Source organism: Pseudomonas brassicacearum subsp. brassicacearum, from assembly GCF_008801605.1.
Classification (GTDB): domain Bacteria; phylum Pseudomonadota; class Gammaproteobacteria; order Pseudomonadales; family Pseudomonadaceae; genus Aquipseudomonas; species Aquipseudomonas brassicacearum.
This window is the reverse complement of the sequence record NZ_VZPJ01000001.1, coordinates 35,943-50,709: the sequence shown is the minus strand read 5'-3', so window position 1 is coordinate 50,709 and position 14,767 is coordinate 35,943. Positions and strand designations below refer to the sequence as shown.

Below are 14,767 nucleotides of genomic sequence, written 5' to 3'. Positions count from 1 at the left end.
CTCGCGATAGCGGCGGTTCAGCTTGCATCAATGTTGGATGTGCTGCCGTCATCGCGAGCACGCTCGCTCCCACAGGGGGGCTTGATTGCCTGGTCAGATCACTGCCCGGCGATCTGCGCCTTGGTGTAGAACCCGTCCTTTTCCAGCAGGTCGATGTTGTCCTTGGTCAACGGCGTGGGGGTAAGCAGGATGGTGTCGACTTTCTTGCTGCCATTGTCGTATTGCGAGCTGAAGGTCGGCCTCTCGTTGCGCGCCAGTTGCACCGAGAGCTTGGCGGCTTCGGAGGCGATCAGTTTCAGCGGCTTGTAGACGGTCATGGTCTGGGTGCCATCGATCACCCGCTTGACCGCTGCCAGGTCAGCGTCCTGGCCGGAGATCGGCACCTTGCCGGCCATTTTCTGGGCGGCCAGGGCTTGGATGGCGCCGCCGGCGGTGGCGTCGTTGGAGGCGACGATGCCATCGATCTTGTTGTTGTTCCGGGTCAGGGCGTTTTCCACGATGCTCAGGGCTTCGGTGGGGTTCCATTCCTTCACCCACTGCTGGCCGACGATCTTGATGTCGCCCTTGTCGATGGCCGGTTGCAGCACCTTCATCTGGCCTTCGCGCAGGACCTTGGCGTTGTTGTCCGTAGGGGCGCCACCGAGCAGGAAGTAATTGCCCTTGGGCGCTGCCTTCAGCACGCCGCTGGCCTGCATCTCGCCGACCTTTTCGTTATCGAAGGAAATGTAGGCGTCGATATCGGCGTTTAGGATCAGTCGGTCGTAGGACACGACCTTGATCCCGGCCTTCTTGGCTTCGGCGACGGCGTTGGTCAGCACGGTGGCGTTGAATGGCACGATGACGATCACATCGACGCCGCGGGAGATCAGGTTTTCGATCTGCGAGATCTGCTTCTGCTCGTTGGCATCGGCCGACTGGACGAAGACCTTGGCGTCGAGTTTTTCCGCCGCCGCGACAAAGTAGTCACGGTCCCGTGACCAGCGTTCCAGGCGCAGGTCATCGATGGAAAAACCGATTTTCGGATGGGCCGCATCGGCCATGACCGGAAGCGAGAGCAGGGCGAGGGCGCCGGCGAGCAGGGTACGTTTGAATGTATTCATGTGGTGCGTCCTTTTATTGTTGTTTGAAAGACACTGCCTGACGATGAGCGTGATACCGGGTAGAACTGTAGAGCGTTGCAGCGCGCCGTGGGCACAGATTTGTCGCGCGAATGTAACAGCCCCTGTGCCCCGACCATTGCCCGTTGTCAGGGGTAGATGAACCGATTGACCACGTTTTCGAGCATCTCTTGTCGACCGCTGACGGCTTGGGGATTCAGCTCGTTGGTGAAGGCATGCTCGGCCAGTGATTCAAGGCTGAAGTCACCGGCCAGTACCGCTTTGCCAAATGGTTGCTGCCAGCCGGCGTAGCGCTGGTCCTTGAACTGTTGCAACTGATCGTTCTGCACCATGGCCGCCGCGCGTTCCAGGGCGAGGGCGAGGACGTCCATGGCGGCGACATGGCCGTGGAACAGATCGATCTCGTCCAGGCTCTGGCGCCGGACCTTGGAATCGAAGTTGAACCCACCATTGCGAAAGCCCCCGGCCTTGAGGATTTCATAGGTGGCCAGGGTCATTTCCTCGACGCTGTTGGGGAACTGGTCGGTGTCCCAGCCGTTCTGCGGGTCGCCACGGTTGGCGTCGATGCTGCCGAAGATGCCCAGGGAGACGGCCGTGGCGATCTCGTGATGGAAGCTGTGCCCGGCCAGGGTCGCGTGGTTGGCTTCGATGTTGACCTTGATCTCGTTTTCCAGGCCGAACTGTTGCAGGAAGCCGAACACCGTGGCGCTGTCGTAATCGTACTGGTGCTTGGTCGGTTCCTGGGGCTTGGGCTCGATCAGCAGGTCGCCCTTGAAGCCGATCTTGTGCTTGTGCTCGACCACCATGCGCATGAAGCGGCCCAACTGTTCGCGCTCGCGCTTCAAGTCGGTGTTGAGCAGGGTTTCGTAACCTTCACGGCCGCCCCACAACACGTAGTTGGAGCCTTTGAGGCGCTGGGTGGCGTTCATGGCGCTGAACACTTGCGCGGCGGCGCAGGCGAATACTTGCGGGTCCGGGTTACTGGCGGCGCCGGCGGCAAAACGCGGGTTGCTGAAGCAGTTGGCGGTGCCCCACAACAGTTTGATCCCGGTCTCTTCCTGATGGCGCTCCAGATGATCGACCATCAGGGCGAAGTGTTCGCGGTACTCTTTGAGCGAACTGCCTTCGGGGGCGACATCGGTGTCGTGGAAGCAGTAGTAGTCGATGCCCAGCTTGGAGAAGAACTCGAAGGCCGCTTCGGCTTTGCCGATGGCCAGTTCCATGGGGTCCCCGGCGTGCTGCCACGGGCGCTTGAACGTGCCGGCGCCGAACACGTCCGATCCCGGCCAGACGAAGGTATGCCAGTAGCAGACCGCCATGCGCAGGTGCTCGCGCATGGGCTTGCCGAGCACCAGTTTGTTGGCGTCATAGTGACGGAAGGCAAGCGGCGAGTCGCTGGCGGGACCCTCGTAGCGAATCTTGTCGACAGCAGGGAAGTACGACATGGGCGAGTTCCTTTTTATTCTTGGCGGTGTCTCGATACTAACGCCGGCCCCGTGGCTGCTGATTATGAAAATCACCAACAGGGCGTTCGATTTTGAGTATTGAGGTTCGTCGCTTGCACGCCTAGTCTGTGTGCATCGGCCCAGGGTTAAACCAATGAAAACCGTCCCGCCCGTTCACCGCATTGCACTGTTGTTCAACGGCAGCAAGATCTACGACCGCGGCATCATCAGCGGCATCGGCAACTACCTGAGCAGCACGCGCGCGTCCTGGGACTTGTTCCTCGAGGAAGATTTTCTCTGTCGCTTGAAAGGGATCGAGCGCTGGCAGGGCGACGGGATCATCGCCGACTTCGACGACCCGCTGATCGGCGAGGCGCTGGCCGGGATCAAGCTGCCGGTGGTGGCGGTGGGCGGCTCTTATCAGGATGAACGCGCCTACCCCAAGGGCATTCCCTATGTCGCCACCGACAATGATGCGTTGATGACGTTGGCCTACGAGCACCTGATCGAGGCCGGGCTAACCCGTTTTGCCTGTTTCAGCCTGCCTGAAGCACAAGCCAATCGCTGGGCCCAGGAACGGGAAAAAGCCTTTCGCCGGCTGGTGCAGCGCGATGGCCTGCACGCCGAGGTCTATCGCGGCATGGGCACCAGCGCACCGCTGTGGGACAGCGCCGTCGAACAACAGATCGCCTGGCTGCAAAGCCTGCCCAAACCCATCGGCATCATCGCCGTCAGCGACGCCCGCGCCCGGCAGTTGCTGCAAGCCTGCCTGACCGCCGGGATCGCCGTGCCCGAGCAGGTGGCGTTGATCGGCATCGACAACGACCCCCTGACCCGCAGCCTGACGCGGGTGCCGCTGAGCTCGGTGATCCAGGGCACCGAAACCATGGGCCGCACCGCCGCACGCCTGCTCCATCAAATGCTGCACGGCATGCCGTCCACCGGCACACAGATTCTGATACCGCCGGATGCGATCAATGTGCAGGTGTCGAGCCTGCATCAACCGTTGGGCAACCCTTATGTCATGCAGGCACTGCTCTTCATCCGCCAATACGCCTGCCAGGGCATCAAGACGGCCCAGGTGGCGGCCTATGTGGGAGTGTCGCGCTCATCGCTGGAATCGCACTTTCGCAAGGAGCGCGGTTGTAGCGTCCACGACGAAATCCTGCGCTTCAAACTGGCCGCCGCCGCCAACGGATTGGAAAACACCAATTCGCCGATTGCTGACATCGCCCAGAATTGCGGCTTCAAATCGGCGCAATACCTGCACACCGTGTTTCGCCGCGAGTTCGGCTGCACCCCTCGGGAGTATCAACAGGGAACTAATGCGGCCACTCACTGACCTCCTGCCGAACCGCTCTTGTGGCGAGGGGGTACACCACCGAGTCGTCCTTGTGGCAAGGTTGCTGGCTTTATCGAATATTTAGGGAAGGATGGAATGACGCTCAGGGTGATGGTGGTCGGCGGGTATGGAAACTTCGGCAGTATCGTTTCCAGGCACCTGGTGGTGATGCCAGGTGTACAGCTAGTGATTTCGGGGCGTGACGCCCAAAAACTGCAGCTCAAAGTCGAGGAGTTGAACGCTCAATCGGGCACGGTGTGTGAAAGTTGGTGCGGCGACGCCATGGGAGCGGGCTTCAAATCCATCCTTGGATTGATGAACATCCAATGGGTCATCCATACCGGTGGCCCATTCCAAGGGCAATCCTATGCCGTGGCCGAAAGTTGCATCGACGCGGGTGTGAACTACTGTGACCTGTCCGATTCCAGAGACTTCGTCACCGGCATTGGCGCACTCGACGCCCGGGCAAAACAAGCAGGCGTGGCGATCCTCAGTGGTTGCAGCTCAGTGCCGACGCTCTCGGCCGCACTCATTGATCAGCAGCGGCATCGCTTTAAACGTATCGACACGATCGAACATGGTATTTCCTCTTCGGCCAAGATGCCGGGGTTGTCCACCGTCGAAGGCGTTCTGGCCTATGCAGGCAAGCCGATCAAGCAACTCAGGAATGGCCGAGTGCATGAGGTCCTGGGATGGCAGGATCTGACACTTCGCAGAATGCGCCATATGGGAACCCGGGTATTGGCCAATGTCGACGTGCCGGACATGGATATCTTCGCCAGCCGCTACGGTGCCCAGACCCTGACCTTCAAGGCCGGCTCAGGCTTGAAGCTCGGCGGCATTGCCAATTATCTGCTGGCCCAGGCAATGAGGATGGGGGTGGTGCGTGACCATGTTACTTGGGCCGCCAGGCTTCATCGGTGGGGGCTCTGGTTCGAACGATTTGGCGATGGCAAAAGCGCAATGTACATCGACGTCCATGGCATGGGGGCCAATGGCGAACCGTTGTCGATGAACGTGCAGCTCACCGCCATGAACGACAAGGGCCCGGAGATTCCCAGCTGTGCAGCCGTTGCCTTGGCGGCAAAAGTCGCCCAAGGGTATCTCCCCGAATCCGGTGCTCGGGCCTGCGTGGGTGAAATCACCGTTGACGAATACATGGCTGCCATCAACGACCCCGAAAACTTGAGCCTGTCCGTTCACTTCTCTGACGAGCAGGGCTGACAGATGCTCTATCTTTGCCTGAAGTACCTCCACATCATTGCTGCCATTTTCCTGTTCGGCTTCGGCATGGGGTCCTACCTCTACCTGATCGCGGCCAGCCGCACCGCCAACCCTCAGATCATTGCCCACGTGGCCAGGACGGTCGTCCAGTTCGACACTTGGATTACCACGCCGGCGGGCTTTATTCAGATTGGGACGGGCTATCTGTTAATGAGACTGGCCGGACTTCCCCTGACCACGGAATGGATAATGACGTCGTTGATCATTTTCTTTTGCGTGGGGGCGCTGTGGCTTCCTGTGCTGGTGCTCCAGAAGCGTTTATACGTGATGGCTTCGAGCGCGCTTGGGGACGGGCGGGTGCTCGGTGATCGATACTCATCCGTGTATCAAAAGTGGTTCTGGATGGGGGTTTTTGGCTTTTTGGGGATGTTTGTCATTGTGCTGATCATGGTGACGAAGATGACGCCACCTCAGTGGATCGAGCTACTGAAGGGCTAAGTACCGATCCGTTCCACCGGATGGCTCCCAGGCGTTGGAGCCGTCAAGAAACGCCGCTCATGATCCGGGCTCGGTAAAAGGCACACGTCGTATTTGCCAAACAGCCGATAACGATTCAGGGCAATGCGATCATAAGCCCAATCCCGAAGCTTGCGGGGGACGTAGCGCAGCAGTTTCACCGGGCGCCAGGGCCAGGGCAGCAGGGCTACGACTTCAAAAATTGCATCCGAACGCACCCAGTAATGCTGATCGCGAACCACGGCCATGGTGTCGAACTGCTGCAAGGGCAGGCCCGCCCAGGCAAGCAAGGCTTGTCCTTCGGGCGACTGTACGGAGGCCAACCGCACGCGGCGGGCGTGGTCATGGCGGATCAGGAACTTCGCCCAGCCATTGCACAGTTTGCAAACGCCGTCGAACAGGACCACTGTCTCGCCTGGCTTGAGCAAGGGCGCGGGTGAGGGACGAGTTTGGGAGATCGGCATGAATGGGTGTCTACATGGCGCCTGGTTATCCGGATAATACGCCTGTTCCAGCGTCAAGGGGCGACCCGGAGGGTTGCTCGACCATGATGACTTCAAGGGCATGATCCGATCCATGAGTGATGACACCTACAGCCTGTATATACGCTTCCAGACCCCCGATCCTGACATCGGCCCACGGGAGCGGGTGCCGATGCTGGAGCAGGAGCTGGCCTGGGCGCGGGAGCACGCAACCATGCATCGCTTCAGCTGGATCATGGTGCTGGTGCCGCCGTTGGGCCTGGGTCCGGTGTTGCCAGGCATCGCGTTTTCGCTGGGGCTGCTGGTCTATCAAGGGTTATCCGCCCCAGGCGTCAACCTTGACCGGATCGTCGAGGCCTCCCTTGACTGGCTTGTACTCGCCACCTTGCTGTTCATGGCTGCCTGGGTCCTGCATAACTACTTGCGCGATAAGCGCGACCCGACCAAGCGATATTGGCAATCGATGCCCGATCAAGGGCTGGTCGAGCTCGAACACCATACCCTGGTCTGCGGCGTCAACCTGTGGTCCAACGACTATGATCCGGACTGCAACACCCTCATGCAATGGACCGACGGCAAGTTGAAGTGCGTGCAAGACAGCGGTGTATCGCAATGGATTCTGGCCAAGACCGCGGCGGGGCACTGGCTGGTGCTCAAAGAGCAATTTTCGGGCGACTTCAGCTACGGACGGGAAGGGCAAATGCCTGCACCGGACAAGCTGTTGCAACCTCGCCAGCAACTGGCGATCGCTTTCGCCCCTGGCACAAACCTGCAACTGGGCCGGCGTTTCGATGGGCCGCCGATGCCATTGGTGGATACGCCGTACTGGCTGTCTGCCGATGAGCTCAAGCGCCTTGTCGAGGCCGCCCATCACTGGAATTTTCTACCGCCGAACCGCTATGGGGTGATCAATGACCAGGATGCCGCGTGGGTGCAACGGTTGCTGAACAGGGCGCAAGCGAGCGTTGGGCCTGTAGGAGCTGTCGAGCGAAGCGAGGCTGCGATCTTTCCCAGACATTTGAGCCACAAGTGAAAGATCAAGAGATTGTCCGAACGCGGCCTGAGCCTTCGGCAGCTCCTACAGCGCAGTCCAGCGGGAGCAAGCTCCCTCGCCACAATGAGTCGAACACATTCCTGGAAGTCCGGCCTGTCCTTGGCCGGGCGCTAAAGCCACGTATTCACCACCCGCCGATCCAGCTCTTCCCAATCCGCCATGCCCAGTACCCGAGTGGTGTTCAACCCGCGCAAATAACCGCGCAGTTGATTGGCCGTGGCGCGCCTGAGCTCCGGGTCGGGTTCGGTGCTGCTCAACAGCACGCTTTCGTACTGGATCAGGTAATCAGCCACCCGCTCACGGAAGTCGGGCAATACCGCGTCGCGAATCAGATCAAACGTTCTCATGGCTATACCTCATCAATCTTTCTCGGCTTGCAACTATTGCTAGGAGTAATAGTGACCATTACGAAATGCAAGTTCTGCTTTGCCGACAATCATTGGAAAATCAGCGCCATCGAACACGCAACCGATTATTTTATTTTCAGGACCCCCACTCATGCGCCCTTTATTTTTGCTTCCCCTGGCGTTTTCCCCGTTGTTGCTGGCCGGTTGTGCCTCGGCGCCGAACGATCCGACCCTGACCTTGCAGACCAGCAAGACACCGGCCCAGTACGCTGAATGCGTCATACCGAAATTGCAGGGCAATGCCTTGAACCCGATGGTCTCGCAGACCCAGCGCAGCTACCGCATCGTGGTGCCGAGCAAAGTCTCGGCAGACAACGTGCTGGAAGCCTACAAGGCTGGCAGCGGCGGCAAGGTATTCATCTACGAGCGACATTTGCTGGCTTCCAACCTCCTGCCTTCGAGTTTTGAACGCGCCGCGCAGGAATGCATCTGACCGGCCCGTAAACGTTTTTCACTGTGCTCCTTTGGTTGGCCGCAACCAACCAATTTCCTTGCCCCGCACCGTATTCGGTCGCGGGGCTTTTTTTGTCTGCCGGTTTCAGGTTGGTCAATCATCTGCCCGGATGAACTCGATGAACGCTTTCAGGGCCGGTGGTACGTGACGCCGGCTGGGGTAGTAGAGAAAAAACCGGCTTGGCGGCGCTTTCCATTGCGCGAGCAGTTCCGTGAGCTGCCCATTGCGGATGTCATCGCGCACCAGCTCCTCGTAGACGTAGGCAATTCCGGCGCCATCTTTTGCTGCCTGAATCATCAGCGCATCGTCTTCAAGAATGAGCGGTCCGGTGACGGACAGGCGGATCGGTTGCCCTTGTGCCTGATACTCCCAGGCATAGAGTTTGCCGCTGGGAAAACGTCGGGCGATGCAGGCATGGTCGAGCAAGTCGCGTGGAGCCTGGGCGATTCCCTTCGCGGCCAGATAGGTTGGCGAGGCCACGGTCACGAACGATTGAGGGGGGCCGACAGGGACGGCGATCATGTCGCCGGCCAGGCTTTCGCCAAAGCGCACACCCGCGTCAAACCCGCCGTTCACGATATCGGTCAAGCCATCATCGGTGACCAGGTCCAGTTGAATACGTGGATACCTGGCCACGAATGGCGCGAGCACTTTCGCAAATACCGCACGCGCCGCCGGACGCGCCACGTTGAGACGAAGCTTGCCGGCAGGCACTTCCTGCATCGAGGTCAGTTGCGCCAGTGCATCGGCAACCTGCTGCAGGGTCGGGGCCAGCGTTGCCAATAGCTGGTGGCCGGCCTCGGTCGGGGTAACGCTGCGCGTGGTTCGATTGAGCAGCCTGACACCCAGGCGTGCTTCCAGTGCACGCATCGCGTGACTCAAGGCAGACGCCGAAACGCCACGCTCGTCGGCGGCCTTGCGAAAGCTGCGATGGCGAGCGACGGCCGCAAAGGCATCCAGTTCGGAAAGATCGGGGTGCTGACTCATGAATTCTGTTCAGTAGTTCAAATAAGATTACCTATCTTATCGTCATGAGATTGCTCCCGGATACTGGCCCACATCATCTGTGGAGTACTCGCTATGCAAAAGAATCGTCTTGGATCATCGGATTTTCTGATTTCGCCCATTGGCCTGGGAACCTGGGCCATTGCTGGCACCGGCTGGGAATACAGTTGGGGCGCGCAGGACGACGAGGACAGCCTGGGCGCCCTTGAATATGCCGTCGAGCGTGGTGTGAACTGGATCGATACCGCGGCGGTTTATGGCTTGGGCCACGCCGAACAACTGGTTGGGCAACTGTTGCGCCGGGTGCCGGCTTCACGGCGTCCGTTGGTGTTCACCAAGGGCAGTCTGGTCTGGGACCCGGTCACCAAAGCGATCTCGCACTCGCTGGCGCCTCAATCGCTGCTTGCCGAGGTCGAGGCAAGCTTGCGCCGGCTGCAAGTCGAAACCATCGATCTTTATCAGATCCACTGGCCGGCCTTTCCTGCCGACGGCAGCAGTGAAGGAATCGAAAGTGCGCTTTCGGCGTTGGACACCGCCCGCGAACAGGGAAAAGTTCGCGCTATCGGCGTCTCCAATTTCGATGTCGCGCAACTCAAGCGCGCCCAGGCGGTAACCGAGATCGTCTCACTCCAGCCGCCTTATTCCGCCCTGATGCGAGATATCGAGGAAGACGTCCTGCCATTCTGCGAGAAGGCGGGGATGGGTGTCCTGGCCTATTCCACCCTTCAATCGGGCCTGCTTTCGGGGAGCATGACGCGCGAGCGCATCGCCCAATTGCCCGATGACGATTGGCGCAAGGCCCGCAGCGCGGACTTCCAGGAGCCGCGCTTGAGTGCGAACCTGGCGCTGGTCGAGGTTTTGGCCGGTATCGGTGAACGGCATGGGGTGAGCGCGGTGGCAGTCGCCATCGCCTGGGTACTGCGCAAGCCGGTGGTGACCGGCGCCATCGTCGGTGCCCGCCGTTCCGCGCAGGTCGATGGGCTGATTGCCGGCGCACAGCTGCGCCTCAGTGCCGAGGAAATCGATGAGATTCAACCTTTCCTGCCCTTGAGTATGGGCACGAATGTCCCTGGGGCCGCTTGATCTTTAACGTTTGACAGCCCGCTTGACGAGCGGGTTTGACGCCTCGCTGCATAAGCGGCACTATTTGCTCGTTTGTGATCATTAGTGCTCGTTTATGCAGGTTGTACTGTCATGACTTCTCCTCACGAAGCGTTCCCCGGCGAACGCCAGCAATTGATCAGCCAGCGTCTTGCCCGGTATGGCCGGGTGATCGCGGCCGACTTGGCCAGCGAATTCAATGTGTCCGAGCATTCGATACGGCGTGACCTGGGCGCGTTGGCAGCGGCGGGAGTGTGCAAGCGCGTTTATGGCGGCGCGATACTCTTGCCCGCTCCCGAAGGGCCGATGGAGGTACGCGTGCGCAAAGACCCGGCGCGCAAGGGCAGTCTCGGCCAAGCGGCCGCTGCACTGCTGCGCGCGGGCCAGCACGTCTTCATCGACGCCGGGTCGACCAATCTGGCCGTGGCCTGCGCCATCGATCCGCAACTGCAGCTGACCCTCACCACCAATTCGCCGCTGATTGCGGTTCAGTTGATGAAGCTGCCCCGCGCTGAGGTCATCCTGCTGGGTGGCCGCTTGAGTCCTAACGCGGGTGGTGTGATCGGGCTGACGGCTGTCCAGCAATTGCGTCAGTTCAGTTTTGACGTGTGCTTCCTCGGTGCCTGCGCCATCGATCCGGACAATGGCGTCACGGCGTTCGGCCTGGATGACGCGGAGTTCAAGCGCGCGGTGGTCGCGGCAAGCGGGCAGGTGATCGCGGCGGTGACCAATGAGAAACTCTCCAGCGTTGCCCACTATCAGGTGGCCGCCTGCGAAGAGGTCGCCACCCTGGTGGTGGAGCACGATGCGCCGCGTGAGCGACTCGAACCCTTCTTCGGCCGGGTGACCAACGTCGTGACTGCAGCCAGTGAGCTACGGCACAGCTGAGGTCTTTGCGGCACTGCTGTTACCCAATTGCGCAGGACCATCGTATAGATACTGCACGGCCCCCATTGTCCGCCGGGCGATTTGCGTCTAGTTTGCTGGCCGATCACAAGTACAAAAATCAGGAGTCATCGATGCAACCGATTCGTCTCGGGCTGGTGGGCTACGGCAAGATTGCCCAGGATCAACACGTTCCAGCCATCCACGCCAACCCCGCGTTTCAACTGGTGGCTGTCGCCACGCAAGGGCTGCCTTGCGCCGGGGTGGATAACTTCCGGTCCCTGGGCGAACTGCTCGAAAACGGTCCGCAGGTCGATGCCATTGCGTTTTGCACACCGCCACAAGGTCGATTTGCCCTGGTGCAACAGGCGCTGGCGGCTGGCAAACACGTGCTGGTGGAAAAACCGCCGTGCGCCACGCTGGGAGAAGCCATGGCGTTGGTGGAGCAGGTCCGCGAGCAAGGCGTCAGCGGCCTGTTCGCCTGGCATTCGCGTTACGCGCCGGGCATCGCAGCCGCCCGTGACTGGCTGGCGAGTCGCACCTTGCAGAGCGTGCAGATCGACTGGAAGGAAGACGTGCGCAAGTGGCACCCCGGCCAGGCGTGGATCTGGCAACCCGGTGGCCTGGGCGTCTTCGATCCGGGTATCAATGCCTTGTCGATTGTGACCCATCTGCTGGCGTTGCCGCTGTTCGTGGAGTCCGCCGAGTTGCGCGTGCCGGACAACTGCCAGTCGCCGATTGCCGCCAGCATCAAGATGGCCGACGCGCGCCACCTCGATGTTCGTGCGGAGTTCGATTTCGACCATGGGCATGACGAGCTCTGGAGCATCGAGATTCGCTGCGCCGAAGGCGTCCTGCGTCTGGACAATGGCGGTGCGCTGTTGAGCATCGACGGCGTGGGCCAGGCTGTTTCCGAGGAAGGCGAGTACGCGGCGGTGTATCGACATTTTCAACAACTGATTGCCGACAAAACCAGCGACATGGACCTGCAGCCGCTGCGGTTGGTCGCGGACAGCTTTTTTGTCGGCAGTCGGACGGCGGTTGAGCCGTTCTACGATTAATCCAGGGAACTGCAGTTGAACGAACAGACCTTGTCCATGCGCCTGGAGCGCGTGGCGGCGCATATGCCGGCAGGTGCGCGCCTGGCCGACATCGGCTCGGATCACGCTTACCTGCCGGTGGCCTTGCTGCGCCGTGGCGCCATCGCGATGGCGGTGGCTGGCGAGGTGGCGCTGACGCCGTTTCGCGCCGCCGAACGCACCGTTGGGGAGAATGGCCTGGAACAGCAGATCAGCGTGCGCCTGGCCAATGGCCTGGCGGCGATCGAGCCGGAAGACGGGATCACGGCGATCAGCCTCTGTGGCATGGGCGGCGAGACGATCCGCGACATCCTGGACAGCGGCAAAGCGCGGTTGAGCGGCCAGGAGCGCCTGATCCTGCAACCCAACGGCGGCGAGCAACCGCTGCGTCAATGGCTGATGGAGAACGACTACCGCATCCTCTGCGAGGAAGTGCTGCGGGAAAACCGTTTCTACTACGAGATCATCGTCGCCGAGCGCGCCGGGCCGGTGACGTACACCGCCGAGGAGCTGTACTTCGGCCCGCTGCAGCTGCAAGCCCGTAACCCGATCTTCCTGGCCAAGTGGCAGCGCCTGCTGTGCCAGAAGCAAAAGACCCTCACCAGCTTCGCCAAGGCGCGGCAAGCCGTGCCGGAAGAGAAGCTGCAAGACATAGCCCGGCAGGCCCGTTGGATCACTGAGCTGTTGGCTTGAGTTGCATTGAGGTCATCAGCTAAATGCCACGGTCCCCAGGTGACTGATTATCGACCCACCACCGGGTAGTGCTTGATACGACACGCATAGGAGTTGCCGTCGCCTTTACAAACGCCATCGAGGTAGCGGTAGTCCACCCGTACCGACTGCCCTTTGCCGGGCCATTGTCGGCGGGGCAGCGTGGCTTGGTAGTCCGGGGTTTCCGGGGTGAAGGTGAGCGATGAGCCTTGCGCGGGGCACTCCACCGAGGCGGATTTCGGCCTGGCTTTCACGATCTGCGCCTGAAGCTGTGGGTAGGGTTGTTTCAAGACCTCGACGATACGCAGCTCCAGGTGGCAGATCTGCCACGTAGAGGCCTGGACGGGCCCACTCAGGAAGGCGAGCGTCAAGGCAGACAGTCCGAGGCACGCTGCGTGAGAGTTCATGGTTGCCCTTGTTTGAGGTACTGACGTTTGCGAAATCATAGTGTGGCATTGTAGCCAGCGGGAGGGTGATGGCACTATGCCAAAAATCTTCAGGCCGATACAAGGAAGTGACCCATGCCCGGAATCCCTGACGTCGCATCCGCGTTTCGCGACTTCATGCAATCGTGGAAGGAGGACCGCAAATACCTGCCGTCATCCATCAGTGCCCTGGCCAACGGTTTCGAGGGCTGGCTGAAATTCGAGTTCTATTTCTGGTTGATCCACGCCCGTGGGCTTCGTGGCCCCGACCGCGAGCTGGCCGATGTGGGTGTCGAGTACAAGGTGGCGCTTGATCAGCGTTGGTCGCAGATGGATATCGTCTCCAAGCAATGCGACCTGTGGATCCGCGACCAGGATGAAAAGCGCTTTCACTTCATTGAACTCAAGACCCCCTTCGCCAATGCCAACCAGGGCAAGATGTTCGACAGTGCGGCCAGAGACTATTGGTACATGACCCGCTTGAAAGCCCAGGCGGAAAAGGTGGCGACGGGCAGCGTCATTATCTTTGGCGTGAACTTTGATCAGGCGCGCTGGGAAAAGCATCTCCAGTACGTCGAGGAATATGCCGGCTACGTCGAGCATTCATCCAAGGCCTCCGACACCGTGCCAGGCGTGGAGGGACTGAGGTGGGCGGTCCTGACCATGCATTACTCACCGCTGGGCGAGCTTCCTCTGCCGCAAGTCGAGGTTCAGGCGCCATAAAGGGCTCTGGCCTGGCACCGCTGGCTTAACCGTAAAGCCCCATCAGCGAGAAAGACTTATCAGTGGTCAGTGCAACCATTTCGGCCAGCGAATGCAGGAGCACCGGAACCAGCAGGCCACCGCTGACCACTCTTGCGATAGCGAATATGCCCCCACAGGCGAAGATCAGCACGACGGTGATCCAGTTCCCGTATTGGATGTGCATGGCGGCGAAGATGGCCGACGTAACGATGACCGCGATCCATGTCCAGGCACGGCTGTTCTCGTAGGGGAACAGTCGGAGCATGTAATGGCGGAAAAACAACTCTTCGGCGATGGGTGGCAGCACGATCAGCGAGGCGATCTTGATCGTGGCCTGCCAGCTGTTGAGCCCGTCCAGAAGCTCGGCCATGAACACTTCTCGTGGCAACCCCAGCACGAGGGTGGCCACCCCGAAAAACAGGTAGGCGCCAACGATGCCAAGCGCACCCCACCGCAGGGGGGGGCCTATGTAATGACCACGCCATTGAGTGCGCGCATCGGCGCGGTACTGCAGGGCGAAGAGAGCGAGGAGAACGAGCGCGGTGATACCCGAGGTGGTCGTGAACGTCAGGTAGGCCTGCATGTCTGCGGGTATGAACAGGACTTCGGGCACTGCTGCCAGGAAGACTATCAGGGTCGCAAGTACAAGCATCCCGAGCCGGGGAAAGAGGCGGTAGGGCGGTAAAGTGGCGGCGGGAGCAAACTCAGGGGCGGCACAAAGATTCGTCACAGTCACTCCATGAGTGCAAGGAAAAAGGCATGATGCCAGTGTTTT

At 60.4% G+C, this 14,767-nt stretch carries 18 protein-coding genes; 11 read left to right on the top strand and 7 right to left on the bottom strand.

Features of this window, described 5'->3' with window-relative positions; translation table 11 throughout:
• Positions 1 to 98: 98 nt before the first annotated feature.
• A complete protein-coding gene (xylF, locus tag F7R20_RS00215) occupies positions 99 to 1,100 on the bottom strand; it encodes a D-xylose ABC transporter substrate-binding protein (protein ID WP_003201316.1) in 1,002 nt (333 codons plus the stop codon).
• A 146-nt stretch (positions 1,101 to 1,246) separates the two neighbouring features.
• Positions 1,247 to 2,563, bottom strand: coding sequence for a xylose isomerase (gene xylA / locus F7R20_RS00210; protein ID WP_003201318.1), 1,317 nt, complete (start codon positions 2,561 to 2,563; stop codon positions 1,247 to 1,249).
• Between the two features lie 154 nt (positions 2,564 to 2,717).
• On the opposite strand from xylA, the gene F7R20_RS00205 reads away from it, so the two are divergent.
• The 3 genes from F7R20_RS00205 (at position 2,718) to F7R20_RS00195 (ending at position 5,627) form a co-directional block, all read left to right on the top strand.
• The gene (locus tag F7R20_RS00205; protein ID WP_003201321.1) at positions 2,718 to 3,905 is read left to right on the top strand and encodes a XylR family transcriptional regulator; all 1,188 of its coding nucleotides are present in this window, start codon (positions 2,718 to 2,720) and stop codon (positions 3,903 to 3,905) included.
• Positions 3,906 to 4,001: 96 nt separating this feature from the next.
• Positions 4,002 to 5,129 (top strand): saccharopine dehydrogenase family protein, encoded by a 1,128-nt coding sequence (locus F7R20_RS00200; RefSeq protein WP_003201323.1) that lies wholly within the window; start codon positions 4,002 to 4,004, stop codon positions 5,127 to 5,129.
• 3 nt (positions 5,130 to 5,132) lie between these two features.
• Positions 5,133 to 5,627 (top strand): DUF2269 family protein, encoded by a 495-nt coding sequence (locus tag F7R20_RS00195; protein WP_003201326.1) that lies wholly within the window; start codon positions 5,133 to 5,135, stop codon positions 5,625 to 5,627.
• Here F7R20_RS00195 and F7R20_RS00190 read toward each other — a convergent pair.
• Positions 5,624 to 6,109, bottom strand: coding sequence for a thiol-disulfide oxidoreductase DCC family protein (locus tag F7R20_RS00190; protein ID WP_003201328.1), 486 nt, complete (start codon positions 6,107 to 6,109; stop codon positions 5,624 to 5,626). The two genes, F7R20_RS00195 and F7R20_RS00190, sit on opposite strands and share 4 nt — an antisense overlap.
• A 112-nt stretch (positions 6,110 to 6,221) precedes the next feature.
• Here F7R20_RS00190 and F7R20_RS00185 point away from each other — a divergent pair, with 112 nt between their 5' ends.
• Entirely contained in the window at positions 6,222 to 7,160 is a 939-nt protein-coding gene (locus F7R20_RS00185) for a hypothetical protein (protein WP_033028106.1), read from the top strand.
• 131 nt (positions 7,161 to 7,291) lie between these two features.
• Here the strand turns inward: F7R20_RS00185 and F7R20_RS00180 are convergent, their stop codons facing one another.
• Positions 7,292 to 7,528: a hypothetical protein gene (locus F7R20_RS00180; RefSeq protein ID WP_003201330.1), complete on the bottom strand. Its 237-nt coding sequence runs from the start codon at positions 7,526 to 7,528 to the stop codon at positions 7,292 to 7,294.
• A gap of 151 nt (positions 7,529 to 7,679) precedes the next feature.
• Between F7R20_RS00180 and F7R20_RS00175 the strand changes: the two genes are divergently transcribed.
• The gene (locus F7R20_RS00175) at positions 7,680 to 8,021 is read left to right on the top strand and encodes a hypothetical protein (protein WP_003201332.1); all 342 of its coding nucleotides are present in this window, start codon (positions 7,680 to 7,682) and stop codon (positions 8,019 to 8,021) included.
• Between the two features lie 114 nt (positions 8,022 to 8,135).
• Here F7R20_RS00175 and F7R20_RS00170 read toward each other — a convergent pair whose 3' ends face one another.
• Entirely contained in the window at positions 8,136 to 9,029 is an 894-nt protein-coding gene (locus tag F7R20_RS00170; protein WP_003201334.1) for a LysR family transcriptional regulator, read from the bottom strand.
• Between the two features lie 93 nt (positions 9,030 to 9,122).
• Here F7R20_RS00170 and F7R20_RS00165 point away from each other — a divergent pair, with 93 nt between their 5' ends.
• The 4 genes from F7R20_RS00165 (at position 9,123) to F7R20_RS00150 (ending at position 12,805) form a co-directional block, all read left to right on the top strand.
• A complete protein-coding gene (locus F7R20_RS00165) occupies positions 9,123 to 10,130 on the top strand; it encodes an aldo/keto reductase (protein WP_003201336.1) in 1,008 nt (335 codons plus the stop codon).
• A 111-nt stretch (positions 10,131 to 10,241) separates the two neighbouring features.
• The gene (locus F7R20_RS00160; protein WP_003201338.1) at positions 10,242 to 11,036 is read left to right on the top strand and encodes a DeoR/GlpR family DNA-binding transcription regulator; all 795 of its coding nucleotides are present in this window, start codon (positions 10,242 to 10,244) and stop codon (positions 11,034 to 11,036) included.
• Between the two features lie 131 nt (positions 11,037 to 11,167).
• Complete coding sequence (locus F7R20_RS00155) at positions 11,168 to 12,094, top strand: Gfo/Idh/MocA family protein (protein WP_003201340.1); 927 nt, start codon at positions 11,168 to 11,170, stop codon at positions 12,092 to 12,094.
• 15 nt (positions 12,095 to 12,109) lie between these two features.
• Positions 12,110 to 12,805 (top strand): tRNA (adenine(22)-N(1))-methyltransferase, encoded by a 696-nt coding sequence (locus F7R20_RS00150; protein WP_003201343.1) that lies wholly within the window; start codon positions 12,110 to 12,112, stop codon positions 12,803 to 12,805.
• A 47-nt stretch (positions 12,806 to 12,852) separates the two neighbouring features.
• On the opposite strand, the gene F7R20_RS00145 is transcribed toward F7R20_RS00150, so the two are convergent.
• Positions 12,853 to 13,230, bottom strand: coding sequence for a hypothetical protein (locus tag F7R20_RS00145; RefSeq protein ID WP_003201346.1), 378 nt, complete (start codon positions 13,228 to 13,230; stop codon positions 12,853 to 12,855).
• Between the two features lie 114 nt (positions 13,231 to 13,344).
• On the opposite strand from F7R20_RS00145, the gene F7R20_RS00140 reads away from it, so the two are divergent.
• Positions 13,345 to 13,971, top strand: coding sequence for a hypothetical protein (locus tag F7R20_RS00140; protein WP_003201348.1), 627 nt, complete (start codon positions 13,345 to 13,347; stop codon positions 13,969 to 13,971).
• A gap of 25 nt (positions 13,972 to 13,996) precedes the next feature.
• Here F7R20_RS00140 and F7R20_RS31825 read toward each other — a convergent pair whose 3' ends face one another.
• The gene (locus F7R20_RS31825; RefSeq protein WP_223528722.1) at positions 13,997 to 14,362 is read right to left on the bottom strand and encodes a CPBP family intramembrane glutamic endopeptidase; all 366 of its coding nucleotides are present in this window, start codon (positions 14,360 to 14,362) and stop codon (positions 13,997 to 13,999) included.
• Between the two features lie 102 nt (positions 14,363 to 14,464).
• Here F7R20_RS31825 and F7R20_RS31820 point away from each other — a divergent pair, with 102 nt between their 5' ends.
• On the top strand, positions 14,465 to 14,677 hold the full coding sequence (locus F7R20_RS31820) for a hypothetical protein (protein ID WP_223524342.1): 213 nt from the start codon (positions 14,465 to 14,467) through the stop codon (positions 14,675 to 14,677).
• The last annotated feature ends 90 nt before the right edge of the window (positions 14,678 to 14,767 follow it).